The sequence below is a fragment of the Saccharothrix sp. 6-C genome (assembly GCF_016695385.1).
Classification (GTDB): Bacteria; Actinomycetota; Actinomycetes; order Mycobacteriales; family Pseudonocardiaceae; genus Actinosynnema; species Actinosynnema texasense.
This window is the reverse complement of the sequence record NZ_CP064192.1, coordinates 5,650,708-5,676,580: the sequence shown is the minus strand read 5'-3', so window position 1 is coordinate 5,676,580 and position 25,873 is coordinate 5,650,708. Positions and strand designations below refer to the sequence as shown.

Sequence of the window (25,873 nt, the reverse complement as noted above, 5' to 3'; positions counted from 1 at the left end):
TCTACGGGTTGCATCAACCGGGGTAGCGCGTTCGGGGGCGCGCCCCTCTCCTTATGGGTGACGGGGTCGGAGAAATTTCGTGCGCCACAAAACGGTTACAGACCGTGACGTCCGGCTGGGACGTTTGCAGGACCAATTACCGGAAACATCGTTTCCGGCCACGGTGCGTCTACTGCCCACGGCACTGCTCGTCCTGCTCCTGGTCCTGGCCGGGACCACGGGCTTGCTGCTGAGCGGCGACGGCGACGAAGAGGTGCCCGCCGCCTTCCTCGAGTCCCAGCAGGAGATCGCGCTCGGAGTGGCCCGTTCCATCGGCGCGACGGCGAACCAGGGTTCGAGCGAGTTGCGGAACGCCTCCACCGGCGCCACCGGCGAACCGGACCGGCTGCTGGACGACCTGGCGCGCAACCGCAAGTGGCGCGGAGCCGCGGTGCTCGCCGAACCCGGTCGTTCCCTGCTCGCCGCACGCGGTGAGCAGGTCCCGATCCAGGTGATCCCGACGGTCGTCGACGACGCCGCGGTCACCTCGGCGGTCACCGCCGGCGGCGAACCGGTGCTGCTCATCACCACCAGGCTGCCCGACGGCCGACTGCTCACCGCGACGACGGCCCTGCGACTGCCCGAGCCGGCCGCGGACGACGTGCTCCGTCAGTCCTACCTGCTCACCACCCTGTCCGGCCAGGTCGTCGCCGCCACGGGACCGCTGGCCCGCGACCGCGCCCCCGACGTCGAGCGCTTCCTCGCCGAGGCCGCCCGCGCCGCCGTCGCCGGCCCCGGTGTGCTGCTCGGAACGCCGGACGACCGCGTCCAGCGCACCTACGCCCACGTGCGGGTCGTGCCGTCGGGCAGCCCCGACGGTCTCGAACTCGCCGTGGTCGCGGTCGCCGCGGGCCCGCTGCACAGCGGCGCGGCCGGCACCTCGGGCATCGTTCCCGCCGCCGTGCTGGCGCTGCTCGCCGTCGTCGGGTTCGTGGTCGTGCGGCGCGTCGTCACCGGTCCCGTCCTCGCCGCCCGCGCCGACCTGCTCTCCCTCGCTTCCGGTGACCTGGACACCACCGTCCGCCCCACCGGGACGGCCGAGGTGGCCCGTGTCGTCGCCGCGGCCCGGCTGTGCCTGGACCGCCTGACCGGCGGGAGCGGCGACGTCGAGCCGGTCACCGGCCGCCGCGTCACCGCGCGCGCCACCTGCTGCGTCCTCGCGCTCTCGGTCTTCGCCTGGTCGGCCGGGGTGCTCGTGGCCTTCCGCCCGGCCGAGGTCGACATCCCCGCCGGTGTCGTCGCCGGGGTCCGCGCCCAGACCGCCAGGGCGACGGACGCCCTGCGCCGCAGCATGAACGACGGCCTGGCCGACCTGTCCGCCGTCGCCGCCGGCACGGGGTCGCCCGACGCCCTGCGGTCCGCGCTGGAGCGGATGGTGGTCGACCAGACCCGTTACCGCAGCCTCTACGTGGTGGACCGCTCCGGCCGGGCCGGCGAGCCCGTCGGCCGCCCCCCGCTGCGCATCGGCGAACCCCCGGCGGCGGTGGCGGGCCTGCGCCAGCAGAACCAGGAGGGCCGCGTCCCGGTGATCTTCGCCGAGGTCCCCGTGGCAGGGGGCTCCACGGTGGTCGGGGAGTTCGACCTGGAGCACCTCGGCTCCCTGCTGGGCCACGTGCCCGGCCACGCGCGCCTGGTCGACGGGGACTTCCGCACCATCAGCGCCACGGACGGCTTCATCGCCTTCGAGCAGGTCACTGACCCGGCACTGCGCGACGGCGCCACCCGCGCCCAGCGCGGCGACCCCGTCGGCGACGTCCAACCCGGCGAGGACGGCCCCGGCATCGTCTCCGCCGCGGCCGTGGTCGGCGGCGAGGTCGGCCGGCTCGGCTGGACGGTGGTCTCGGAGAAGCCCGGCGCCGAACTCGCCCTGCCCGTCAACGACGTCCGCCGCTACGCGCAACTGGTCGCGCTGATCGTCGCGCTGGTCGCGCTGTTCGGCTACGGCTGGTTGCTGTTCTCCGTGCTCGGCCCGCTCCGCCGGGTCTCCCGCGCCGCGGACGCCCTGGTCCGCGGCGACCTCAAGTCGGTCATCTACCCCCAGCGGCACGACGAGGTCGGCACCATCGCCTCGTGCCTGGAGATCTGCCGACAGGCGGTGACCCAGGGCCCCGACCGACTCGGCGAGGTCCGCCGGCCTCGGGGTGCGGCCACCGACCCCACCCAGTTCCTCAAACCGGTGGACAAGCCCGCGGCGCACGCCCCGCGGTCCCGCCCACCGGTCCGCCGCACCGCCGCCCGCGCGTCCCGCGCCCGAGTCGGGAAGGGCTCGGCGTGACCTACCTCTACGTCGTCTTCGTCCTGCTCACGGTCGGCACGTTCGCCGCAGGCGTGGTCGAGCAGCGCAGGCACCTCGGCCAGCTCGGCGGCATCGAGCACCGGGTCCTGGTCAACGGCATCCGCGGCAAGAGCTCCATCACCCGGCTGTGCGCGGGGGCCCTGCGCGGCGGGGGACTGGTCACCACGGCCAAGACCACCGGCACGGCCGCCCGGTTCATCCACCCCGACGGCAGCGAGGAACCGGTCTACCGCAAGTGGGGCATCGCGAACGTCGTCGAGCAGATCGGCATCGTGCGCCGTGCCGCCGCTTACCGGTCCGACGCGCTGGTGATCGAGTGCATGGCGGTCATGCCCGACCTCCAGGAGATCAACCAGAGCAAGCTGATCCGCTCCACCATCGGCGTGCTGTGCAACGTCCGCGAGGACCACCTCGCCGAGATGGGCCCCACCCTCGACGACGTGGCCCGGTCGTTGAGCCGGTCCATGCCGGTGGGCGGGGTGTGCGTGACGGCCGAGGTGGACCGGCTGCACATCCTGGAGGCGGAGGCGGCCAAGCGGGACTGCGAGCTGATCGCGGTCGACCCCGAGTCGGTCACCGACGAGGACATGGCGGGCTTCACCTGGATCACGTTCAAGGAGAACGTCGCCATCGCGCTCAAGGTGGCCGACCTGCTGGGCGTGAACCGGCGTTCGGCGCTGGCGGGCATGTGGTCCGCGCCGCCGGACCCGGGCGTGCTGTCGGTGCACACCCGGATCGCGGGCGACAAGCGGATCAAGCTGGCCAACGTCTTCGCGGCCAACGACCCCGAGTCCACCCTGATGAACATCGAACGGCTGCTGGAGCAGGGATCCATCGGCCGCCCCCTGCACGTGGTCATCAACTGCCGACCGGACCGCGTGGAGCGCAACCAGCAGATGGGCGCCCTGGTGGCGCGGATCGACCCCGACCGGGTGGTGCTCATCGGGGAACCGACCCGCAGCGCCCTGGCCGCGGTGGACGAGCGGTGGCGCGACCGGGTGACCGACCTCGGCGGCGCGCGCAACGGTCAGGAAATCCTCGACGCCGTCCTGGCCGGGGTCGAGTCGACCGCGTCGCTCGTGGCCATCGGCAACATCCACGGCCAGGGCGAGATGTTCCTCGAAGCCGTCGAGCACCTGGAGGAACCGCCGCCGTCGGAGCAGGCCGCCCCCGCGGAGGTGCCGGTGGGGAAGGCCGCGCGGGTCGAACCGGGCACGCGCGTCGAGCCGCCCGCGCGCCCGGCGGCCCGGCCCGCACCCGCCGGGGACGTCCCATCCGGCCGCACCCCGCGACCCACCCCGCCCCGGGGCGCCGCACCAGGACCGGACGCCGGGGGACGGCCGCGTCCCCTCCCGCCCCGCAGGACGGACGACGGCCGGTTCCCCTCGCCGCTGCCGGATGCCCGCCACGAGCCACCGCGCGCACCGGGTGAGCGGTTGCCGGTCCACACCCGCCCGCACGAGCACCGGCGGCACCCGGCCGGACCCGGGCGGTCGGCGGAGACGTCCCGCGACGCGTCGCCGGAGACGCGGTTCGTCAACCCGGTGGCTCCTCCCTCCCGGGGCCGGCTGCCCGTCGGGGACCCCCACCGGGTGCAGGAACCGCGACGTCCGGCGCCCGACCGCGTGCACCCGGAACCGGTCCGGCAGCGCTACGACCCCGGGACCGAGCGCTTCCGGGCCGAACACCCCGGCGGCGTGACGCCCCGCCCGGCCCACCGCACGCAGGCCGACGGCGCGGCGCGGGGGGACCTCTTCGACAGCCCGGGACACGGGACCCCCGACCAGGACGCGTCACCGCACCCCGACCACCGCACCACTCCCAGACCCCGGAAGCAGTCGTGACCAACGGATCCCTCCTCCTGCCGGAGGTCGCCACCCTCGGCCTGGCCATCGGCCTCGTGTTCTCCCTGGCGTGCTACCTCACCACCAACCTCTCGCCCGGCGGCATGATCACACCGGGCTGGCTGGCCCTGACCCTCGTGGAGGACTACCGGCGCGCGCTGCTCGTGGTGGTCATGAGCGGTGTCACCTACGGCGCGGTGAAGTTGTTGCAGCGCGTGGTCATCCTCTACGGCAAGCGACTCTTCGCCGCCGTCGTGCTCACCGGCGTGCTGCTGCAGACGACGCTGTTCATGTTGATCCAGAGCGACTACCCGCTGCTGTTCGCGCACCAGACGCTGGGGTTCGTGGTGCCCGGTCTCATCGCCTACCAGCTCGTCCGCCAACCACCGCTGGTCACCGCGATAGCGACGGGTACCGTCAGCGCGGCCGGATACGGTGTCCTGGCGAGCGGCGTGCTCATCGGGCTGGTGCCCACGGTCTGAAGCGGTTGGTGCGACAGGGATGAAGGCGGAACGGCGACTCACGTGGCTGCCGCGGGCGGGGGTGGCGGCCCTGGTGGTCGCCGCTCTCGCGGTCGCGCTGGTCGTCTGGTGGCCGGACGTCCCCACCGGCGGGTCGGGCGGCGAGCGGACCACCGAGCCGGGATCGGTGAGCCCGCAGGCCGATCAGCTGGTCTACGAACGGCTCGACGCGCCCGCCCGCACCGTCGTGCGCGACAAGGCGGGCGGGGTGGTCGTCGCGGTGTTCACCGACGGTGCGCGCACGGCCCAGCTCGTCGGCCCGCGCCGGTCCTTCAGCGAGCCCAAGGCGACCACCGCGACCGTCACCACCTCCTCGTGGGTGCGGTTGCTGCCGCAGCCGTGGCGGGTCGGCGCCGAGGTCGAGGGCTGGTTCACCGACTGGTTCGCCCGAGCACGCGGTGACACCGGTCCCGACGTGCTCGCCGTCGCCACCGAGTACCTGATCGACATGCCGGACGAGACCGACGCCAACGGTGTGCGCTTCCGGGGGGACGCCTCGTTCGGCCCGGTCAAGTCCTCCGGCGCGGGCCGGCAGGAGCAGTCCGACTTCTACGACTACCTGGGTCTGCCCTGGGACTTCGTCAACGGCACCAGCGCGCAGCCCGAGCGCAGCCGCTACGGCGCCGTGGACTGCTCGGGCTACGTGCGCCTGGTGTTCGGCTACCGCCTCGGCATGCCGCTGCTGGGCGTCAACGCCCCGGGACCGGGCCTGCCCCGGCGCGCCTACGCCATCTCGGAGTTCGGCCCCGGCGTGCAGCTCGTCGCCAACGAACGCCGCCGCGCCACCGACTACAGCCGGCTCCAGCCGGGCGACCTGGTGTTCTTCGAGGTCGAGGACGACCCGGACACCCTGGACCACGTCGGCATCTACCTCGGCCTCGACGACGGCGGCCACCACCGCTTCATCTCCAGCAGGGAGCGCATCAACGGGCCCACGCTGGGCGACGTGGGCGGCACCTCGCTCCTGGACGACGGCGGCTTCTACTCGACTTCGTGGCGGTCGGCCAGGCGGCTGTGACCTCCCGCGGAGCCGGTACCCCGCTCGAAAAGTCATCGCTGCTGGTCAGCCGGCGTTCCTGTACTCGTCGACGAGTCCGCTGAGGATGCGGGTGCGCACTCTGCGGGTGTCGAGGTTGTGCACCGCGGCGGGGTGTCGTCGGGTCTCGGGTGGCAGGTGGTCGCGGGCTTGATGGAGGTTGGTGGCGGTCGTCGTGGTCTTCGCAGGTCGTGAGGACCTGACGTGTGTGGCTCTTGCCCGGGATCGGGGGTGGTCGAGGAGTCCGCGTCGGAGGGTGCCGATGACCTGTTCGCAGTGGGCGTTCATCCGGGGCGCCTTCGCGCCAGGTCGGGCCACCACGGCGCGGTGCCGGCTCGATGCCCGCGTCGTGCGGGATCCGCCAAACCGTCGAGCAGGCGAGGCGGTGGCCGATCCGGGCCGGCGAGCGTCTTCACCGCCGCTCGTGTTGGTGGGCGTCCGGTGCGTCGGTGCGCGGAGTAGTCCCACTTGCGGGCCATGAGTTTGCGGTGCCAGGTGAGCGGGGTGCCCGGCGTGACGCGGAGACCTCTCGCCACCGGCGGCGATCCACCAGCGCGGACACGGCGGCGAACCAGAGCCGGTCCGCGGGCTCGTAGCGGACTGGACTGGCGAGTCGCCGACGGAGTACGGCGTTCTCGTGGCGCAGCACGAGCAATTCGGCGTCCTTCACCGCTTGACTGCGCAGCAACACCGCCGGGACGGACAGCAGCTTCCGGGCCACCTCGTACAGCAGGGACACGATTACCCGGCCATGCTCCCAAAGACGATTGTGCCCTTGCTGTACCAGCGACGATGACTTCTCGAGCGGCACAGGATGGTCTACGGTCGGCCGAGCCGCGGGGGACGGGGACCCGGCAGCGTGGCGGCGCGCGAGGAGGTCGCGGTGCCACCGCAGGACCGTCTCCGGGCACACCAGCAGTTTGAGCCGACGAAGCGCATCGACCGGGAAGTCGGTGCAGCAGCGCGTGCTGGCTCCGTGATGACGTGTACGAGCCCTTCCCCGGGCGACCGACTGCGGTGACCCACCAACCGAGGTGACCCCCTCACGTCACGAAACGGTCCTGCTACCGGTGCGCGACACGAGGTCAGGTCACGACGGCGCGTCGTCACCACGTCAGGTCGGGCACGAGGGCGGCCACGCGGTCCAGGTCCTCGTCGTCGAGCGGCCTCAGGTGGGCGAGTGCGTTTCGAGTGTCCCTCATGCAGAACAGCAGATCCCTGTCCGAGCGGGACAGCCTGACTCGGGAGGTGGACACCGCCCACGCCATCGCGCCGAGTTCCAAGGTGGCGCGACCGCTCCCTTCCTCGGCGGCGGGTGCTCCGCTGCGGAACTCCCGGCCCAGCTCGGCGAGGACGGCTGTGCTCGCCCTTGAGCGGACCGTCTGCTCGAGCCGTGCCCGGCAGCTGTCGACGAGCGGCATCAGCGCCCGGTTCTGCCCCCTCCACACGAGGTTGTCCAAGTCGACCGCGGAGCCGATCGCCCCGCGCACCGCGGGACTGATCCGGAGCTGCCCGTCCCAGAGTTCCAGGGCGCCGGCGTTCCACGCGGGCCTCAGCTCTTCGGCCGGTCGCCCGCCACCGCCGCGCCGTCGCCGGGCGGCGTCCGGCACGAGATCGTCCTGCGCGTGCGCGAAAGCGGCGATCCGCTCGCGGAGCGTGCTCCGGCGACCGTCCCACGACGACGCCAGGCCCTCCGCGAGCAGCAGGTCGGGACCGGCCACCTCGACGATCACCTCTACCGCCACGAGTTCCCGCACGTCGATCCGGTGCGAGTGCCCCCGCCGGGCGACCCGGGGTCGGGTTGCCGTGGTGACCACCGCCGTGTCGAGCCGGTCGCACGCGCTCCACCACCAGTGCACCCTGGTCGTCACCGGGTCGACCTTGTCGAGCAGGCGGGACGGCAGGTCACCCGGCCTGGCCGCGACAAGCACCCGCGTGCGGTCCTCCGGTGGCACACCGTGCTCTTTCGAGGAAGCGGTCAGCCTGGTGAACACCGAGGCGACGTCGTCCGCGTCGTGCTCCGCCCAGGCCCGCACGACGACGACCTTCCGCCGCAGCCAGTCCGACGACGCCAGCACGGCGAGCGGGTCGCCGGCATCGTCGGACGGGTCCTTGAACGCGAGCAGCAGGCGTTCCGCCACGGAGGACGTGCTCTCCACGGTCGTGACCGGCGCCGTGTCGATCGACTCGTCCCAGTCGAACACCCCGGACGTGCTGCGCGCCCAGGCAGGCAGCGTGTCGGCGGCGGACCCCGCGACCTGGGCACCCACGTGCTGCCCATTCGTCTTGCGCACCTCCGGTGGGGGCACTCGCACGCTGTCGAGCTGGAGTTCGAGCAGGTCGACGAGCCCGTCCGCGGCGCCGTGGACGACCAGGTCGTCCGGCAGGAGCCAGATGCAGCTCCACCCGCCGTCCAGATCTTCCGACAGCACGTCCAGGTGCCGCCGGGGCCCCGGGAGCGACCCGAGGTCCCAGCGACCGCTCTTCACGAGTTCCCGCGGACCGTGGCGATGCAGCGGTGCACCACCCGGTCGAGCACGACGCCGTCCGGGCCCTCGTCGAGCACCCCCAGGTCGACCAGGCCGTCCAGCAGGTCGATGGCGCTCGCCAGGTCGAGTTCGAGCATCGCGGCCACGTCGATCGTAGACACCGCCTCGCCCAAGTCCAGGTAGTCGACCCACGATCCGATCCGGGTGATCAGCGACCCGTCGACGCCGGCCCGGTCGAGGAAGCCCCGCGCCCACTCGAGGTCCGCGGACGACTGCACCACCCGTTCCAGAGCCTGGGCCTGGGTCGCACCGCGCGTGACCACCCAGGCGATGACTTCCTCCACCAGCTCCGTCCACCCACCGGTCGCCTCGATCAGCCGCACCCGCGAGTCCAGCACGTCGAACGGGCATTCCGGCCAGCTGCGCAGGCTGCTCGCCGTCCACCTGGCGGGTCGCACCACCTCGGCCGGCACCGCCGCGCCCACCTCCCGTGCGACCGCGGGCTTGACCAGCAGGACGGAGGCCAACCGGTCCTTGGACAGCCGGTCCTTGACCTGCAGGACCTCCGCCACGGTCCCCTCACGCAGGTCCGCTACCACGACGGTCGGCCTCTTGCGGCGCACGGCCGCAGTCACGGCCTTCGCGATGTCGGCCGTCGACGCGTGTACCTCCACCCGGCTGCCACGCATCTCCGCGTAGTCCTTCAACGCCGCCGGCACGCGGGCGACGCCGAGTGCTTCGGTGCCGGTGACCACGGACACCGCCCCGTCCGCGGCGAGGTCGAACAGTTGGCCGTCGGTGAGCGGGCTGCGTCGCTGGATCCCCTGCGCGCTGAGCAGCAGCCTGCGCGCGTCCCGCGGGTTGTACTCGTAGGGCAGGTCGAACGCCGTCTCGCGGAGTTCCAGCTCCAGGCTCGCCTTGGTGCCCAGCATGTTCACCACGTTGGGGCTCCGCACCGCGTACCTGCTCTGGCCGGACAGCCGGATCAGCAGGCCGAGGCCGACCATCTCGTCGAGGTAGATGCTGACCTGCGACGCGGTAAGGTCCTCGAACCCCGCCGGCCAGTGCTCGCGCGCCTCCTGGAGGAGCTGTTCGGGACCGTAATCGGTGCTGAACCTGTCCTTCAAGCTCAGCAGGGCGATGACGAGCGTGAGGACGCGGTACCGGTCCTCGAGGTTGATCGTGATCCGTAGACGTTCGGCGATGCGGGCACGCACCCGGTCGCTGCCGGCCACCGCCTCGACATCGCTCTCCCTGATGGGCACCGGCAACGCCTGCGCGTGTGAGACGCGGTTGTGCAGCGTCCGCACGAGCTCCTCGCAGAAGATCTGGATGAGGCTGGCCTGGTAGTTGGTCGCCGAGAGGAGGCGCCAGACGAGCTCCGGCCGCTCGAAGCTGTACCCCAGCGCGGCGAGCGGCGCCACGACGAGCCTGCGCGCGTCGACCTGGTCCAGAGGGCCGACCAGGATGTCGGGCCCACCGTGGACCAGCGGCACGTTGGACAGATGTCCGAAGCGCTGCACCTGGTGGAGACCGGCGAACACGACCTTGAACCGCCGGTCTGTCGACTCCATCAGCTCTTTCAGTCGCAGCACGTTGGGGAAGTGCGCCACACCGCCCGCCGTCGGCATCCCGCGGGAATCCGCGGTCAGGAAGGCGTCGGCCTCGTCGGCCAGCAGGAGCAGCCGACGGCCGTGGTGCTGGTCAAGCCACGCCCGGACCTGGTTCACCACGACGTCGGCGGGGGCGTCCTGGGAGACCCGGTCGGAGAGCACGCCCGCCTTCTTGAGCTCCAGCACGAGCTCGCGCCAGATCCGGCTGGCCGGCTCCGCCTCCCCGATACCCCGACCCTTCAGGTCGATGTAGACCGCGAACCGGTACTCGCCGTCGTTGAACGTCGCCTCGACGCGACGCAGCAGCGCCGACTTGCCGAGCTGACGCCCGCCGTAGATGAACAGCCCACCGTTGGGGTCGATGACCTCCGCCATCTCCCGGACCCGGCCGACGAACACCTCCGGCGGTACCAGCCCCGCCACGAAGGGGGTGTAGGGGTTCAAGGCCGTCCACGGCAACGTGATGCGCTGGGTGGCACGCCACGAGCCGGGCGCGTTCGCCGCCACCCAGCCGATGACCGCGGGGTCGATGACCAGGGCCTGGACTGGGCTGCGGGTGGCTTCCGCGGCCAGGCCCCGCCTGGCCTGCAGGTCCATCGGGTGGAGGTACAGGACGACGTTGGCGCGTCCGGTGTCCTCCGGGCCGAGCACGTCGAGCACCGACCGACGGCCGCGGTGCTCCTCCACCACCACCGTCACGGTGTAGTTGCTCGCGGCCGACCCCAGAGTCGAGATGTACGAGCCGTCGGACGGGGTGCCCTGCACCCTGAACTTGCGGAAACCGCGCCGGGCACCACGGTTGATCTCCTGCGGACGGTTGGCGGCTTGGAGCCCGAGGGTCCGTAGGATGTCCCGAACGGCGTTCGCCCATCGGTCCCCGCTCACACCGTCGTGGTTCTTCAGCGATTCCCACGCCTGGAGACCCGTGCTCGCGAGTGAGGTGAGCGCCGCCCCGTTCGCCGCCAGCTCGGCCCACTCGAGTGCTCCGACGGGCATGCGCCCGTGCTCGTGGGCGAACATCCCGGCGAAGCTCTTGACGTCTCCGGCCGCCTCCTCCACCTGCTCGGGCAGGGCCTTGCCGGCTCGGACGAACGCGATGAACTCCGACGCGGTGACGGTGTCACCGTCACCGAGCAGCGAGACGATCCGATCGTGGTCCGCGGCCCGCACGGGCAAGGTCGCGATCTCGTTCCGCAGGTCGTCGACCCGCGAACGATGCTTCGCGTCCAGCTCCTCGGCGAGCCGCGCCAGACTCGCCGACGCCTCGTCGAACGCGCCGTCGTCCACGGTGGCCAGCGCTTCCAGCCGTCCCGCAACGGCGGTCTCGTCCTCGGGGTCCAGGAGGTTCTGGGTGCGAATGCGCGCGAAGAGGTCGCGTGCCCTGTTGAGGGCGGCATTGTGGAGTTTCGTGCACGACCGGGTGGCGCCCTCCACGATGTCGCGGAGCGGACCCGCCGGCTGGTCGACCGCCCAGAAACCCTCCTCCACCAGTTCGACCACCCGGCGCGCGCTGCGCAGGTCGCCGCGCTCGCAGTAGGCGGAGACGGCCCGTTCGAGGTCCGGCTCGCGGGTCAGCTCGGCCAGCACCAGTGGAGTCCGCAGGTCCTCCGGGTTGGGCCGACCCCAGGCGTCCCTGGGCAGGTCCGGCAGCACCAGCAGGACGTCGGGACTCGGTTCGGCCAGGCTGAACGCGGCCTCACCGCCGCCCACGGCGGCGTACCCGACCCGGATGGTTTCGCCGGGCCGCTGCAACCACCGGCGAAACAGGGCCATGGCGACACCGGACATGCCCGACGGCAGCTCGGCGGATTCGACGTCCACCAACGCCTGGGACAGCCGGGTCGCGACGGCCTGGTCCTCCGACTGGGTGGCGGTCAACCGCCTGCTCACCAAGTCGGCTTCACGCAGGATCGTCCGCACCTCCTCGATCGCGCGCACCAACGTCCGGAGCGCGGTTGCCACTATGGGTTCCCTCGCCTGCTTCGGAGTCCGCATGGCGGCGTCGGCGGACTCGATCATCGCGTCGATCGCGCCCGGGGCGTTCATCGCCGACAACGCGGCACCCACGGCGTGGCCGTCCGCGTGGCCGTCCGACCACTTGGCCACCACGTCGAGGGCGGTGGCCAGCGGCTGCTCGGTGAACATCAACCGCTGCAACACCCGGGTCGCCCGCTGGTAGGCGTTCTTGCGACGGGGCAGCTCCTCGGCCAACTCACGGGCTCGACGGCCGAGTTCCAGGCGTGCCTCGTGGGCGTCGTCCTCGAGCAGGAGCCCACCCAGGCCATCGTCGATGCGGAAACCTCGGCGGACCGCGTCGATCGTCGTGTCGATCAGGGTCGCCCAGCGGGTCGACAGCACCAGTTCGGGCCGCAGCTGGGTGAGCATCGGGTGGCCCCAGCCGGCGATCAGCGCGGCGCGCAGCGCGGCCGTGGTCGCGAGCGCGGCGGCGTCGGCGTCACCGGCCAGTTCCTGCGCGTCCAGCTCGAGGGCCGCCAGGACGGCGGTGGCGTCGGTGTTGTTGTTGATCGCGTACGCGGCCACGGCGAACTGCAGCACGGCGCTGCGCCGGTTGGGCTCGCCGGACATCGCGGTCACCCAGTAGGCCTCTACGAGCCTGCCACTGCCCGCCAGTTCCACCGCCAGCGGCGGTTGGCCCTCCTCCCAGGGGAACCCGATGGCGAGTTCGTCGTTGTCCTGCGAAGTTGCCGTGTCCTCGGTGCTCGCCACCTCCTCCAGCGGTGGGTTCACAGCTTCGTCGCGCATCGGCACCGCTGTCGGCTCCTCGGGCGACGCGGCAGCCGGCGCCACCGGCAACGCCGGCCCGGTGGTGGCGGCGGTGGCGGTGACAGCGGTGTCGGTGTCGGAGGTCTGGGTCTCGGTCAATGGCATATCGGCGGCGATCCGCAACCGCTCGATGTCGGCCTCCACCGCCCGCGCCGCCGCCCGCAAGGACTCGCGGGCGTTGTCGGGCACGGATTTGGCGAGCTCTTCGAGCTCGCCGAGCTGCTTCCGCAGTTCGGCGATGCGCGCGACAGCAGCTCGCTGCTCGGCGGCCAGCCGGGCCGTCTCCTCTTCCTCTTCCAGGCGCGCTGACACCTCGACGCGGAACTCGGCCAGCGAGGCGCCGGCACTGTCGAAGTCGGGGATCCCGGCCTTCCCGATCAGCCCGGCGAGCGAGTCGAAGAAGGATTTGTGCTGCTCGCGGTACTCGGTCAACGACCTGTCGAGATCGTGATCCGGTTCGGTTCCGCGGACGGTGGCGTCGGCGACGCACCGGAGAAGCTCGGCCAATTGCGTGGCACGATCGCGCAGGGATCCGAGGGCCTTCTCGAGGACGTCCAACTCGGCCATGCGCGGTTCGGCGGTCACGCCCGGAACGATCACGCCCTGAGCGTTCCCGTTCGCACGCGCCGCGGTGTCGTCCTGGAGGGCTTCGGACGGGTGCTCGTAGTGCTCGTAAGCCTCGGCGAACGCCGCGGTAGGTGACCGTCCCGCGTCCTTGAGAGCCGCTTCGAGGTCGCTTCGGTGACGTGTCGCCAGGGCTGTCACCGGCACGTCTCCCAGCAGCAGGCCGAACAGCGCCAACCGGCCGAGGGGGTTGCCCAGGGCGACCAACATCCGGCGCAGCTGGTCCAGGTCCGGGTCGCCGACCACGTCCGGCGTGAACTTGCAGTGCGTGGTCAGCACCCGGGTCGCGATCGACAGCGCACCGACGGCGAGGTGCGTCAACTGGTGCGACGACATCTTGACCGCGTGCGCCCGAGCGGCCCGCACCTCGCGTCGGACAGGCGGCCGGGCATCTCTGGCCGGAGGGGGCATCTGAGCGGCGATCCGCAGCTGGTCGCACACCGCGAGCAGGACGCTGAAGTCCGGGTCATTGAGCGCCGTCAGCCACTTGCGCAGCTCGGCAGGAAGGTCGGCGGTCACGGAGCGAAGTCTTACCCCATCATCCGACCTACACGAAGGAGTGAATCGGGTCGCCACTCCGACGTGAGCCGTTGTCTCACTCGAATGGCGCAAAGAAGGCACCCGAGTGCACATTTTTGCGGTTTCGGCGACGCGTCGGCGTGACATGAAACCGTGAGTGAAAAGTAATCCAAAAGTGACGTATTGCCCACGTTGACGTCTGCGGGGCGGCACCGGCCGGGCGACATTGTCGGCGAGTGCGCAGTCGATTCCTCCCGCTGGCCCGGATTTCCGGATCAACCGTTGTGGTCCCTGTGGCTGCGATTAGATCGAGGGCGGGTCTGTCTCGTGATCGGCGTCCGGTGTTGTTGATCAGCAGGTTTCGGCGTTCGGTCGACGGTCACCCAACGTGATGGCGAAGGCGTTGAGCACGGCTTCCAGCGCATTGTGTGCCACTCGAAAAGTCATCGCTGCGGGTAAAACGCGAGCTTCACCGTCTTGAGCGCATGTCCGGGTGATGTGTCCCTGCTGTTCAAGGTGACCTGAAAACTGCTGTCCTTGCCGTCCATGGTGTTGCGCGGCGAGACGGCAAAGAACGTCGAACTGCTCGTGCTGCGGCACGAGAAAGCAGTTCTTCGCCGGCAGCTCACGGGTCCGGTCCACTACGAGCCCGTAGACCGGTTCTGGCTCGCCGCCCTGTCCGGGTCGGTGGATCGTCGTCGGTGACCGGAGATCTTCAGGGTCACGCCGGGCACCCTGCTCGCCTGGCGTCGCAGATTCGTAGCCCGTAAGTGGGACTACTCCGCACCGACGTACCGGACGCCCACCGGCACGAGTGGCGATCAGATCGCTTGTGCTGCGGCTCGCCAGGGAGAACCCTCGAGGGGTCCGACGGATCCAGGCGAACTTGCCCGTCTCGGGCGCCTGATCGCCTACTCGACGGTCTGGCAGGTTCTGCAGGACGCGGGCATCGACCCGGCACACGTAATGGTCCGACCTGGCGGAAGTTCCTCACCGCCCCTTGGGGAACCGCCGCCCGTGCCGGGCGTCGAGGAAGTTCACACGTTCGGCAAGCTGCTCGGCGAACTCGCCGGGACCGCGGGTGATCCGCGTCCACCGTCACGGGTCCTCCGCAGCTCGTCGACGGCGACTCCTCCACGGCCGGCTTGCGCACCGTGGGCTGGAACTCAGGTCGGAGGCCGGACCGTCCCGAGCCGGTCGCCGGGTGGTCCGCGCACCGTCGATCCCGGGCGCCGGGCAAGCGCGCCCTGGCTGGGCCGGGGAGCGCGAACAGTCGTTACGCTGTGTCGGGACGGTGATGACGGAAGGGCGGTCATGGTGTTCGAGCGGAAGTACAGCGACGAGGTGCGCAACGCCGCTGTCCGCCGCGTCGTCGAGCGCCGTCAGGCCGAGCCGGGCAACCGGTCGGTCCTGCGCGAGGTGGCCGAGGAGTTCGAGGTCGGCGAGCAGTCCCTGCGGATCTGGGTGAAGCGGCTGGACGACGGGATGTTCAGCGTGGGCGAGGCGGCCAGGCTGCGGCAGGCGCCGCGGGAGCGGCTGCTGGCCCGCATCGCGGAGCTGGAGGCCGAACTGGAGTCCGCGCACGTCCGGATCGGGTCGATGGAGGAGGAGATCGAGGTGCTGAAGAAGGCCTCGGTGATCTTCGCCGCGGAGTTGGCCAAGCGGTGACCGGTCCCGCGGTGTCCAAATAGCGGTACGGCTCGGGTCCGAAGGGGTCGTTGGCGCACACTGGACACGCGACCTCGCGCTCTCGGAGGGCAGATGACCGGGTACGACTACATCAGCGCCATCACCGGCTGCACGACCGACGTCGGCGGACGGTTCGCCGTCCGCGGACCGGCGTTCGAGCTGCTCGCGGACGGCTCGGTGGCCTCGGGTGGTCCCGGCAGGGCACCCGGGCCGCTCGACCTGCTGGTCTCCGCGCTCGTGGTCAACCTCCTCAACGTGCTGCGCTCCGACGGCGACCCCGACGGGGACAACCCCGGCACGCGGGCCGTGAACGTGCGCGCTCGCACGTCCCGCTACACCCCGAACCGGCTCAAGGTGGGCCGGGTGCTGGTCGAGGTGCTCGTGGACGGGTTGGCCGAGCCGGATGTCGAGCTGCTGCTGGAGCAGTACCGCGCGGGGTGCCGGGTGCTGCCCGCCGTGTCGACGGTGCTGGACGTGGACATCCGCGCTGTGGTGCCCGCCCCGGCCGGTTGAACCGGCCGGCCGGGACGGGGTTCACGCGGCCAGCAACGCCTGCGTGTAGTCGTGCTGTGGCGCCAGGATCACCTGTGAGGTGGGCCCGTGCTCCACGATGCGTCCGGCGCGCATGACGGCCACGTGCCGCGCTATGTCCGCGACCACCGCCAGGTCGTGGGTGACCAGGAAGTACGTCAGGTCCAGCTCGCCTTGCAGCTCGACGAGCAGGTCCAGCACGCGTGCCTGGACGGTGGCGTCCAAAGCGGACACCGGTTCGTCCAGGACGAGCAGTTCGGGTCGCGGCGCCAGTGCTCTGGCGATGGCGACGCGCTGCCGTTGGCCTCCCGACAGCTCGTCCGGCTTGCGGTCCTCATAGGACTGGGGCAGGCGCACCAGGTCGAGGAGTTCGCGCACGCGGGCGTGGCGTTCGGCGCGGGTGCCGGTCCGGAAGGAGTCCAGCGGCTCGCTGACGATGTCGCGCAGGGACATCCGGGGGTTCAGCGACTCGAACGGGCTCTGGTACACCACCTGCACGTCGCGGCGCAGCGCGCGCAGTTCGGCGCGCCGCAGCAGCGGCACGTCACGGCCGAGGACCCGCACCACGCCCCGGTCGGGGCGTTCCAGGCCGAGGATCAGCCGGCTGGTGGTCGTCTTGCCCGAGCCGGATTCGCCGACCAGCGCGAACGTCGTGCCGCGCGGCACGACCAGGGAGACGTCGTCGACGGCCTGGGTGCCGCGCTTGGCGGTGCCGAACCGCTTGGCCACCGACACCAGCTCGATCGCCGGCGGTGCGGCGGGCTCACCCGGCACCGCCTGGTTCGGCCGCCGCACGTAGGCCTCCGCGATGCCCAGCACGCGGCCCCGCGACACCCGGGCGGAACTCGCCAGCAGGGTGCGGGTGTAGTCGTGCCCCGGGTTGGCGAAGACCTCGCCGATCGGACCGGACTCGACGACCTCGCCGCGGTGCAGCACGACCGCCGTCTGGGCGTGGCGACCGGCCAGGGCGAGGTCGTGGGTGATGAGCACGACCGTGGTGCCGTGCTTGGCGCGTGCGGTGTGGATGGCGCGCAGCACCTCCCGGCCGACGAGCACGTCCAGTGCGCTCGTCGGCTCGTCGGCGATCACCAGCGCGGGTCGCTGGGAGAAGGCGATGGCCACCAGCACCCGTTGGCGCATGCCGCCGGACAGCTCGTGCGGGTAGCGCGCGGTCAGCGCGTCCGGGTCGTCGAACCCCAGGTCGAGCAGGTCCTGCCGGATCCGGGCGGCGACCTCGTCCGGTGACAGGGTGGAGTGGGCCAGCGCGAACGCCTCGCGCAGCTGGGCGCCGACCGTCTTGGTCGGGTTGAGGGAGGCGATCGGGTCCTGCGGCACGAACCCGATGTGCCGGCCGCGCAGCCCGCGGAAGTCCTTGTCGCCGCGCCGGAGCACGTCCTCGCCGGCGAACTCGACGCGACCGCCCGCGATGTGCCCGTTGCGCGGGAGCAGGCGCACGACCGCGTGGGCGAGGGTGCTCTTGCCGGAGCCGGACTCGCCGATCACCGCGGTCACCTGGCCCTCGGGGATCTCCAGGGAGACCGAGTCCAGCGCGGTGTCCACGGCGCCATCACGCGCGTGCCGGTAAGTGACCGTCAGGTCGGTGATGCGGACGAGCGGTGTCATGCGCGGTCCTCCTGGAACAGGTAGGCGATGCGGCTGAGCAGCACGACCACGGAGGTCAGCGCCAGGCCGGGGACGATGGCGACCCACCAGGCGTGCGCCAGGTACTTCTGGCCGCCCGCGATCAGCACGCCCCATTCCGCCGACGGTGGCGCCTCGCCGAAGCCGAGGTAGCTCAGCGAGCCGATGGCCAGCATGGCCAGGCCGAAGTGCAGCGCGGTGTAGGACAGCACGGGGTGCAGGATGCTCGGGACCACGTGTCGGGCGATCACCCGCAGCGGACCGGCGCCGCAGGTGCGGGCCGCCTCGACGTAGGTCAGCGTGCCGGACCGGACCACGCAGCCGCGGATCAGCCGGGCGAAACCGGTGGCCTCGCCGACGCCGATGGCGATCGCCGCCACGAACGCGCCGCGGCCGTAGGTGGTGATCACCGCCAGCGCGAGCAGCACGCCCGGGACGGCCATCACCGCCTCGGTGAGGATGCCGAGCCCGCGGTCGAGCAGACCACCGGGCCGCAGCCCGGACAGCACGCCGACCACGGCGCCGCCGACCAGGGCCACCGCGACCGCGAGCACCGAGGAGAACAGGGAGATCCGCAGGCCGTGCACGACCCGGGAGAACAGGTCGCGGCCGATCTCGTCGGTGCCGAACCAGAAGTCGACGCCGGGAGGGGTGAACGGCAGTCCGTCGAGCTCGTAGGGGTCGTGCCACGTCACCAGGCCGGGGAAGAGCGCGACGAGCACCAGCGACGCGAACAGCGCCGACAGGACGTGCAGCTCACGGATCCGCCGCCGCCGGTGCCGGAGGGGGACTGAGGCGCCCGGCGACGTGGGGAGGGGTTCGACGACGGTGGTGGCGATGGTGTCGGTCACGCCCGGACCTCCGAGGCGACGGCGCTCGCCGCACGGCGGCGCAGACGTGGGTCGAGCAGCACGTACCCGATGTCGACCAGGGCGTTCACGGCCACGTAGGCGACCGCCAGCACCACGACCAGGCCGAGCACGACGGTCAGGTCGACCGCCTTGACCGAGTCGACCATCAGCCTGCCGAGCCCGACGCGGGAGAACACCACCTCGACCACGACCGTGCCCCCGAGCAGCTGCCCGACCCGCAGGCCGAACACCGCCAGGAAGGGGAACGACGCGTTGCGCAGGCAGTGCCGGTAGAGGGTGTGGAGGCGACCGGCGCCCTTGGCCGGCGCGGTGACGGCCGCGTAGGTGGCGCCCAGTTCGGCGCGCAGGCCGCTGATCAGCACCTGCGCGAACTGCGCGGCGCCGAGCAGCGCCAGCACCGCCGTGGGCAGCACCAGCGAGGCGAACCCCCGGCTGCCGTTGGACGGGAACCAGCCCAGCGTCAGGGAGAAGAAGTAGATGAACAGGACGCCGACCCAGAACACCGGCAGGCTCACGTAGGCCGACGGCACCAGCGAAGCCAGGGAGCGGACCGCACGCGCGCGCGGGTTGACGGCGAGCACGGCGAGGAGGAAGCCGAGCGGCACCGAGAGCGCCAGCGACGCGAGGGCCAGCGTGATCGTGTTCGGCAGCACCTCGCCGAGCAGGGTCGTGACCGGCTGCTCGGTGATCAGGGAGTGGCCGAGGTCGCCGCGCACGAGCCCCGCCAATCCGCTCAGGTACTGGGTCCACAGGCTGTCGGACAGCCCGATCTCGTCCCGCAGGAGGTCCAGGTCGAGGTCGGCGACGTCGGCCGAGCCGATGGTGTCGGTGGTGCCGACACGGGCCAGCACGGCGTCGCCTGGCAGCACGAACAACAGGAAGAAGGATGCGGAGTACGCCGCGAAGACCACCGCGACGGCGTGCGCGAGCTTGGCGCCCACGACGCGGGCGAGGTCGCGCGCGGCGCCGGCGCGAGTGGACGGGACTGGTTCGCTCATCGTTTGCTCCCAACGGGTCGGGGCCGTCGGCGACGGCCCCGGCCGGTCACTGCTGGTCGATCCAGGCGTCGCCGAGCCACGGGATGTGCGTGGCCTCCAGCAGCGGCAGGTGCGTGCTGTTGCGGTAGGCGAGCGGCTGGATGAAGTCGTAGAGCGGGATGTAGTAGGCCTCGTCGAGGACGATCTCCGAGGCGCGCGTGGCGAGCGCCTTGCGCGCGGCGATGTCCGGCTCGGCCAGGATCTGGTCGAAGACCTCGTCCAGCTCCTCGTCCAGGCCGCCGTAGGTGGAGCGCAGCACGTCGGCGTCGGGGCGGGTGCCCGAGCCCCACGAGAACGAGTAGTTGCCGGACTGCAGGCGCTGGTTCAGCTCCGCCTGGGTGAGGCTGCCGAACTTCAGCTCCACGCCGATGGCCTTCCACTGCGACTGGACCACGGCGATGTTCGGCTCGTGCGAGATGGTGGACGGGCTGTAGACCAGCTCGAGGGACAGCCGCGCGCCGGCCTTGGCGCGCACACCGTCGGCGCCCCGCCGCCAGCCGGCTTCGTCGAGCAGGCGTTCCGCCGCCGCCACGTCGGTCTTGATCTTGTCGGACTGGTCGGTGAAGTACGGGTTGCTCGCGGTGTAGGCGCCCTTGGGCGCGATGTCGATCGCCGAGGCGCGCTTGAGCACGGCGTCGCGGTCGACGGCCAGGGCCAGTGCGCGGCGGACCCGCACGTCGTCCAGTCCCGGCACGTCGATGTTGGCGGCGAACCCGAGCGCCGAGCCCGGCAGCGGCTCCCGCCGGATGGTGATGTCCCGGCTGGTGGAGAACTCGGTCTTGTCCGCCGGTTCGGTGTTGTGCAGCAGGTCGAGGCCGCCGGAGCGCAGTTCGGCCGCGGCGATGCTGTTGTCCTGGATGTTGCGCACCTCGATCTTGTCGAGGTGGGGGGCTCCCCGGTTCGCCGCGGGCTCGGGCGCCCAGGCGTAGTCGTCCCGGCGGACGAGGGTGTAGCCCTCCTCGCCGCGGCTCTCGGCCGCCACGAACGGCCCGGAGCCGATGATGCCGAGGCCTTCCTGGCGCTTCTCGAACGGCAGTCGGGCGGTGGCGGGCGCCACGACGCCGAGCACGGTGCTGGACACCGCCTGGAGGAACGACGAGTTCGGCTTGACGAGGTCGAACACGACCGTGTGGGGGTCGGGTGTGGTGATCTGCGCGAGCGCGCCGATCCACTGGTTGGCGACGGCGTACTTGGCGCCACCGTCGCGCAGCGCCTGGTAGCTCAGCCGGACGGCGGTGGCGTCGAACTTCTCGCCGTTGCTGAAGGTGACGTCCTGGCGGAGCGTGAACGCGTACCGCGTGGCGTTGTCGTTGACCTCCCACTTCGTGGCGAGCCAGGGCGCGAACGTGCCGTCCGGGTTGTTGAACACCAGGGAGTCGACCAGGCCGCGCAACGGCACGGCCAGGCCGTAGCCGGTCGTGGTCGCGGGGTCGAGCGACTTGCCGCCGCCCGCCGCCCGGTACTTCAGCACGCCACCCTTGACCGGCGTGCTGCTCACGGTCTGCACGCCGCCGCCCGCCGCGGCGCAGCCGGACAGGACGAGACCGGCTGACGTGAACAGGGCGAGCGCCGCGGTGGCGCGTCGGGGGAGCCGGACGCGGCCGGTCGCGTCGCGGAGGTGCCGCTTCATCGTTGGTGACCCACTCTCGTCTCGAGCACGTGCGCCGTCCGCAGTCGGCGTGTGCGCCAGAACGTTAGAGCTGTCGTCGGGTGTAGTGGATGGTGTCTCGCTATATGAAACTTCTACGGCGAAGCGCGGAGCCGTCCTAGTCTGTGGCGGGCACTCGCCGTAGAACTTCTAACGTTCGTCCTTGGGGATACCTCATGCCGAAGATCAAGATTGAGGCGACCAGCGCCGTCTTCTACCTGCCGTACTACGTGGCGGAGGAGGAGGGCTACTTCACCGACGAAGGGCTGGACGTCGAACTCATCCGCCACCGGCCCTCCGACGAAACCGGGCTCCGCTTCATCGAGGACCCGCGCAAGGTGTCCTCGTTCAGCAGCTTCAAGCTGTTCGAGGCCGGCGCCTCGCAGCTGTACAACGCCTGCGAGTGGGGCCAGCTGCGCCGCTCCCAGGACAGCCAGGTCAACGGCAAGGTGGTGGCACGTCGCGCCGCGGTCGCCAGCCAGGCGATCATCGTCCGCCCCGACTCGCCGTACAACGTCCCCGGCGACCTGGCCGGCGTCCGGGTCGGCGTGAACTTCCACCACGGCTCGCACTACCTGGTGCTGCAAACGCTGGAGGGCTTCCTGCCCCGTGCCGACATCAACCTGGTCGGCATCAAGGGCAAGGAGCGCTTCGAAGCGCTGCGCGACGGCGACATCGACGCCGTCGCGGTGATGGAGCCGTGGATCACGGTCGCCGAGAAGCAGGGCTACAAGGTGCTCGCCGAGGCGCACTACTACGGCGCGGAGGTCGCCAACGACTCCCTCGACGCCGAGACCTTCACCAGGATCAACCGGGCCGTGACGCGCGGTGTGGACCGGATCCACGAGGACATCCGGCCGTACCTGAAGCACTTCATCGCCCAGGCGGCGCCGGTCGCCGAGCTGGCGCCGGAGGACTTCAAGACCGGACGGCTGCGCTACGTGCACCCCGGCCCGTACCCGGAGGACCAGTTCACCCGGACCTTGGACTGGGTGGCCAGTTGGGGGCTGATCGACTCGGGCAACGAGTTCGGCGCGCTCGTCGACTCCGGCAAGATCCTCCAGGAGGCCTGAGGACAGGCGGACGGCGGCGCGGTCAGCGGTCGCGCCGCCGTCACGGGGTCCCGCGATGCCCACCACCGTCGTCAACCGCCCGGCCGTGCTGTTGTTGTGCGGCACCACCGCCGGCTTCCTGCTGCTCGACATCCACAAGGTGTCGATCGCCGTGCCCGCGATCGAGCGCGCGCTGCGGCCCGGACCGGCGGGCATCCAGCTGATCCAGGCCGCCTACGTCGTCTGCTTCGCCATCACCCTGGTCCCCGCGGGCCGCATCGGCGACGCGGGCAGGAGGCTCGCGCTCGTCTACGCGGGCGCCTACCTCTACCTGGCCGCCGGCGTGCTGTGCGCGGTCGCGCCCACCTCGGGCGTCGTCATCGCGGGCCGCGCGCTGCTCGGTGTCGCCGCCGGCCTGCTCATGCCACAGGTGATGGGCATCGTCCAGCAGCTGTTCCCGGCGGCCGAACGGGGCAAGGCGTTCGGTGTCTACGGCATGTGCGTGAGCGTGGCGACCGCACTCGGCCCGAGCCTGGGCGGGCTGCTGGTGACCACACCGCTGCTGGGCTGGCGAGGCGTGTTCGTGATGAACGTCCCGGTGGGCATCGCCCTGATCGTCGCCGTGCGCACCCTGCTGCCCGCCGTCGGCCGTGACCAGGGTGGGCGGCGCCCGCCGGACATCGACGTGATCGGCGTCGTGCTGGGCAGCCTGGCCCTGGTCGCGTTGCTGACCCCGCTCATCCTCACCACCGGTCGACCCTCCGACGTCGACGCGCGGTGGCTCGCGCTGGTCCTGGCGGTCGTGCTCGCGGCACTGTTCTCCGCCCGGTCACGGCGACGCGTCGCGGCGGGCCGCTCGGGCGTGATCGACCCGGCCTTGCTGCGCATCCCGTCGTTCCGCAACGGTGTGCTCGTCTCCCTCACCTGGTTCGCCGCCGGTCCGGGTGTCGCGCTCGCGCTGACCGTCTACCTCCAGGAAGCCCGCGGTGTCACCCCGTTCCTGGCGGGCCTGGTCGTGCTGCCCTCGTCGGCCACGTCCGTGCTGGGCGCCTGGCTCGGCGGCCGGCACGTGGCCAGACTCGGCCGGGTGCTGACCGGCACGGGCATGCTGCTGGTGCTCGCCGGCACCCTGGGCACGTTGGCGTTGCTGCACTCGGACCTGTCGACGGCGGCCGTGCTGGCGGTGATCCCGGCGCTGCAACTCGTGCAGGGGCTCGGTGGCGGACTGGTGGTCTCGCCCAACCACTCCATGACCCTCGTGGACGTCCCACCCGCACAGGGCAGCGCGGCGGGCGCCATCGGCCAACTCGGCCAGCGCGTCAGCAACAGCACCGGCGTCGCGGCCGCGTCGATGGCCTACTACTCGACGATCTACGGCGCCGGCTCCACGCTGACCGACGCCCCCGCTGCGCTGCACCGCGACGCGCTCGACCGGGCCACCGCGGTGGCCGGCCTGTTCCTGTGCGCGGCACTCGTCGTCGTGGTCGTGGACCTGCGCCGCCGGAGCCGAGCGCGCCACGAGGTGAACCCCACCGTCGCTACTCCTTGAGAGTCGCGCTCGACCCTCCCGTGCCGTCGACTCGGCGGCGGACGACAGCCGTGCCGCCGCGAGGTCTCGGGCTTTCACGCCGAAACGGCGGCTACCGGGCCGGTGTGGCTCGGTAGCCGCCGTGCGAAGCGCTGCTGCTAGCAGCTGCCGTTCGACTCCTTCATGCCCGTGTTGGCGCCTGCGGTCCGCCCGACGACGGTAGGCACGCAGGCGGCTTGGTCGAGCGTGAAGCTGTAGGGGATGCTGACCGTGGTGGTGGACTTGACGTCCGGCCCGGCGGGCTTGTGCTCGCTGTCGGGCGTGGACCAGGTGACGTTGTCGAAGATGTTGCCGCTGACCTGCCAGTACCCGGCCATGTCGGTGTAGAAGGTCCCGAGGACGTCCTTGGAGTTCTTGAAGTAGTTGTTGTCCACCTTGGCCTTGGCGCCGGCCCGGGAGTTGATGCCGGACTCGTTGAGGCTCACGTAGTAGTTGTTGTACATGTGGCCCACGCCGCCGCGCAGCAGGGGAGCGCGGGAGTCGATGTTCTCGTACAGGTTGTGGTGGAAGGTGACGAACCCGTTCGAGAGGTCGCTCTCGCTGGAACCGATCAGCCCGCCGCGGCCGGAGTTGCGCAGGGTGCTGTAGGACAGGGTCACGTACTGGGTGCCGTTCTTCATGTCGAACAGGCCGTCGTAGCCCTCCGACTCGCCGCCCGACGCGAGCAGGGTGGTGTGGTCGACCCAGACGTTGCGGACGTTGCTCTCCATGCCGATGGCGTCGCCGCCGTTGGACGTGGGCGAGCCCGACTTCTTGACGTTCCGGATCGTCACGTTCCGGATGATGATGTTGCGGGACTCGCGGATGTGGATGCCCAGCTGGTCGAAGACCGCTCCGCTGCCGACGCCGATGATCGTGACGTTGCTGATCTGCTTGAGTTCGATCACCCCTGAGGCGGTCGAGCAGCTGCCGCCCGACACCTGAGTGGTGTTGCCGTGGTTGATGGTGCCCTCGACCTCGATGATGATCGGGGTGGAGCTGCCGGCCCGGCTGCACAGGGCCTGGTGGATCTGGGTCCCCGTGGTGGCCCGGACCCTCGCCCCGCCCTGACCGCCGGTCGTCCCGCCGTTCATCGCCGCGAAACCGGTCGCGGCGCCCGTGGGCGGGTTCGACGTCGTGGTGGTCGTGGTCGACGTCGTCGTGCTGGTGGACGTCGACGTGGAGGTCGACGTGGTGGTCGAGGTCGTCACGCCGTTCGCCGGGGTCAACGTCCACTGCTTGGTGGCCACGCTGTCACAGGAGTTGATCTGCACCCCGGCGCCGACGGCGGTCGAGCTGTCCTTGATGTTCATGCACTTGGTGCTGTTGGTGTCCACCAGGCGGTAGTTGCTGCCGCTCGCGGTCACCGTCCAGGTCTGGCCCGCGCCGCCGGTGCACGCGACCTGCTGGATCGCCTTGCCGGCCGACGTGGACGCGTCCTGCACGCCGACGCACAGTCCCGTGGCGACCGAGCTGATCCGGTACCCGCCGCTGACCGCCGTGAACGTCCACTGCTGGCTGCCGGCGGTGCCGCACGACGCCTGTTGGAGCTGAACGCCTGCGGTCGTGTTCCCGTTGGGAACGTCGAGGCAGTGCCCGCTGCCCACGTTCTTCACCGTGTACGTGCCCGCGCCGATCGCCGCCGAAGCGGTCGTGATCGGCCAGGCGACGAGCGTGGCGGCCAACGCCGTGACGCCCGCCACCGCTGCCGCGCCCGCACGCCATCGCGCGCCGCGCGGCCGTGCGGCGCGCACGATGGGAGGTTGAACATTCATCGACTACTCCGCTTCTGGCTTACCTGGACGCCGGATCTGGCGGCGGTGACCATTCACGCTGGGCGGAACCCGCCGGCGAGAAATGCACCGGTGCGCGATGGCCAATACCACGCGTCCGAGGTGCTTCCTCACGTCGTTGTGGGAATCGCTTTCCCGTCGAATGCTAGATGGTCTGGAAGTGGCCGGTCAATGACGGTTTCGGCGACCGGCGTCGAGTAAGTGTCGAATGCCATCGAACGCCCAGGTGGGAGGCGGTCCAATTGATCATCCGCCGGCTTCGGATCAATGTCTGCGGT

Annotated in this window: 16 protein-coding genes; 8 read left to right on the top strand and 8 right to left on the bottom strand. The window is 71.3% G+C overall.

All coding sequences use genetic code 11. From position 1 onward, the window contains the following. Nucleotides 1–163: 163 nt before the first annotated feature. The 4 genes from IOD16_RS23535 to IOD16_RS23520 are packed head-to-tail and all read left to right on the top strand — an operon-like array spanning nucleotide 164 to nucleotide 5,718. Entirely contained in the window at nucleotides 164–2,314 is a 2,151-nt protein-coding gene (locus IOD16_RS23535) for a HAMP domain-containing protein (protein ID WP_201436178.1), read from the top strand. Next, nucleotides 2,311–4,179, top strand: coding sequence for a poly-gamma-glutamate synthase PgsB (gene pgsB, locus IOD16_RS23530; protein ID WP_201436177.1), 1,869 nt, complete (start codon nucleotides 2,311–2,313; stop codon nucleotides 4,177–4,179). Before IOD16_RS23535 ends, pgsB begins: the two co-directional genes overlap by 4 nt. Further along, complete coding sequence (locus IOD16_RS23525) at nucleotides 4,176–4,661, top strand: poly-gamma-glutamate biosynthesis protein PgsC/CapC (protein ID WP_201436176.1); 486 nt, start codon at nucleotides 4,176–4,178, stop codon at nucleotides 4,659–4,661. The genes pgsB and IOD16_RS23525 overlap by 4 nt, the downstream gene beginning before the upstream one ends. A gap of 19 nt (nucleotides 4,662–4,680) precedes the next feature. Beyond that, on the top strand, nucleotides 4,681–5,718 hold the full coding sequence (locus IOD16_RS23520; RefSeq protein ID WP_201436175.1) for an NlpC/P60 family protein: 1,038 nt from the start codon (nucleotides 4,681–4,683) through the stop codon (nucleotides 5,716–5,718). A 1,124-nt stretch (nucleotides 5,719–6,842) separates the two neighbouring features. Here IOD16_RS23520 and IOD16_RS23515 read toward each other — a convergent pair. From IOD16_RS23515 to IOD16_RS23505, 3 genes are all read right to left on the bottom strand, one after another. Further along, on the bottom strand, nucleotides 6,843–8,225 hold the full coding sequence (locus IOD16_RS23515; RefSeq protein WP_201436174.1) for a hypothetical protein: 1,383 nt from the start codon (nucleotides 8,223–8,225) through the stop codon (nucleotides 6,843–6,845). After that, entirely contained in the window at nucleotides 8,222–13,822 is a 5,601-nt protein-coding gene (locus IOD16_RS23510) for a hypothetical protein (RefSeq protein ID WP_201436173.1), read from the bottom strand. The genes IOD16_RS23515 and IOD16_RS23510 overlap by 4 nt, the downstream gene beginning before the upstream one ends. 294 nt (nucleotides 13,823–14,116) lie before the next feature. After that, the gene (locus IOD16_RS23505; RefSeq protein WP_201436172.1) at nucleotides 14,117–14,407 is read right to left on the bottom strand and encodes a hypothetical protein; all 291 of its coding nucleotides are present in this window, start codon (nucleotides 14,405–14,407) and stop codon (nucleotides 14,117–14,119) included. Between the two features lie 672 nt (nucleotides 14,408–15,079). Between IOD16_RS23505 and IOD16_RS23500 the strand changes: the two genes are divergently transcribed. Further along, nucleotides 15,080–15,433, top strand: a complete 354-nt coding sequence (locus tag IOD16_RS23500; protein WP_201436171.1) for a transposase — start codon at nucleotides 15,080–15,082, stop codon at nucleotides 15,431–15,433. A gap of 93 nt (nucleotides 15,434–15,526) precedes the next feature. Further along, complete coding sequence (locus tag IOD16_RS23495; RefSeq protein ID WP_123746961.1) at nucleotides 15,527–15,967, top strand: hypothetical protein; 441 nt, start codon at nucleotides 15,527–15,529, stop codon at nucleotides 15,965–15,967. A gap of 21 nt (nucleotides 15,968–15,988) precedes the next feature. On the opposite strand, the gene IOD16_RS23490 is transcribed toward IOD16_RS23495, so the two are convergent. The 4 genes from IOD16_RS23490 to IOD16_RS23475 are packed head-to-tail and all read right to left on the bottom strand — an operon-like array spanning nucleotide 15,989 to nucleotide 21,165. Next, the gene (locus tag IOD16_RS23490; RefSeq protein ID WP_201436170.1) at nucleotides 15,989–17,608 is read right to left on the bottom strand and encodes an ABC transporter ATP-binding protein; all 1,620 of its coding nucleotides are present in this window, start codon (nucleotides 17,606–17,608) and stop codon (nucleotides 15,989–15,991) included. After that, entirely contained in the window at nucleotides 17,605–18,477 is an 873-nt protein-coding gene (locus tag IOD16_RS23485) for an ABC transporter permease (RefSeq protein ID WP_201436169.1), read from the bottom strand. Before IOD16_RS23485 ends, IOD16_RS23490 begins: the two co-directional genes overlap by 4 nt. Beyond that, entirely contained in the window at nucleotides 18,474–19,496 is a 1,023-nt protein-coding gene (locus IOD16_RS23480) for an ABC transporter permease (RefSeq protein WP_201436168.1), read from the bottom strand. The genes IOD16_RS23485 and IOD16_RS23480 overlap by 4 nt, the downstream gene beginning before the upstream one ends. Before the next feature lie 46 nt (nucleotides 19,497–19,542). Beyond that, nucleotides 19,543–21,165 carry an ABC transporter substrate-binding protein gene (locus IOD16_RS23475; protein WP_201436167.1) on the bottom strand — a complete coding sequence of 541 codons (1,623 nt, stop codon included), beginning with the start codon at nucleotides 21,163–21,165 and terminating at the stop codon, nucleotides 19,543–19,545. Nucleotides 21,166–21,359: 194 nt separating this feature from the next. On the opposite strand from IOD16_RS23475, the gene IOD16_RS23470 reads away from it, so the two are divergent. Both IOD16_RS23470 and IOD16_RS23465 read left to right on the top strand, forming a co-directional pair. Continuing rightward, on the top strand, nucleotides 21,360–22,256 hold the full coding sequence (locus IOD16_RS23470) for an ABC transporter substrate-binding protein (RefSeq protein ID WP_123746966.1): 897 nt from the start codon (nucleotides 21,360–21,362) through the stop codon (nucleotides 22,254–22,256). 55 nt (nucleotides 22,257–22,311) lie between these two features. Beyond that, a complete protein-coding gene (locus IOD16_RS23465; RefSeq protein ID WP_201436166.1) occupies nucleotides 22,312–23,784 on the top strand; it encodes an MFS transporter in 1,473 nt (490 codons plus the stop codon). 137 nt (nucleotides 23,785–23,921) lie between these two features. Here IOD16_RS23465 and IOD16_RS23460 read toward each other — a convergent pair whose 3' ends face one another. After that, on the bottom strand, nucleotides 23,922–25,556 hold the full coding sequence (locus IOD16_RS23460) for an RICIN domain-containing protein (RefSeq protein WP_201436165.1): 1,635 nt from the start codon (nucleotides 25,554–25,556) through the stop codon (nucleotides 23,922–23,924). Nucleotides 25,557–25,873 lie beyond the last annotated feature (317 nt).

Bases quoted from the DNA above. Each gene is read 5' to 3' on its own strand.
- IOD16_RS23520 (WP_201436175.1), top strand. From the start codon at position 4,681: ATGAAGGCGGAACGGCGACTCACGTGGCTGCCGCGGGCGGGGGTGGCG.
- IOD16_RS23500 (WP_201436171.1), top strand. From the start codon at position 15,080: ATGGTGTTCGAGCGGAAGTACAGCGACGAGGTGCGCAACGCCGCTGTC.
- IOD16_RS23495 (WP_123746961.1), top strand. From the start codon at position 15,527: ATGACCGGGTACGACTACATCAGCGCCATCACCGGCTGCACGACCGAC.
- IOD16_RS23490 (WP_201436170.1), bottom strand. From the start codon at position 17,608: ATGACACCGCTCGTCCGCATCACCGACCTGACGGTCACTTACCGGCAC.
- IOD16_RS23480 (WP_201436168.1), bottom strand. From the start codon at position 19,496: ATGAGCGAACCAGTCCCGTCCACTCGCGCCGGCGCCGCGCGCGACCTC.
- IOD16_RS23475 (WP_201436167.1), bottom strand. From the start codon at position 21,165: ATGAAGCGGCACCTCCGCGACGCGACCGGCCGCGTCCGGCTCCCCCGA.
- IOD16_RS23470 (WP_123746966.1), top strand. From the start codon at position 21,360: ATGCCGAAGATCAAGATTGAGGCGACCAGCGCCGTCTTCTACCTGCCG.
- IOD16_RS23465 (WP_201436166.1), top strand. From the start codon at position 22,312: ATGCCCACCACCGTCGTCAACCGCCCGGCCGTGCTGTTGTTGTGCGGC.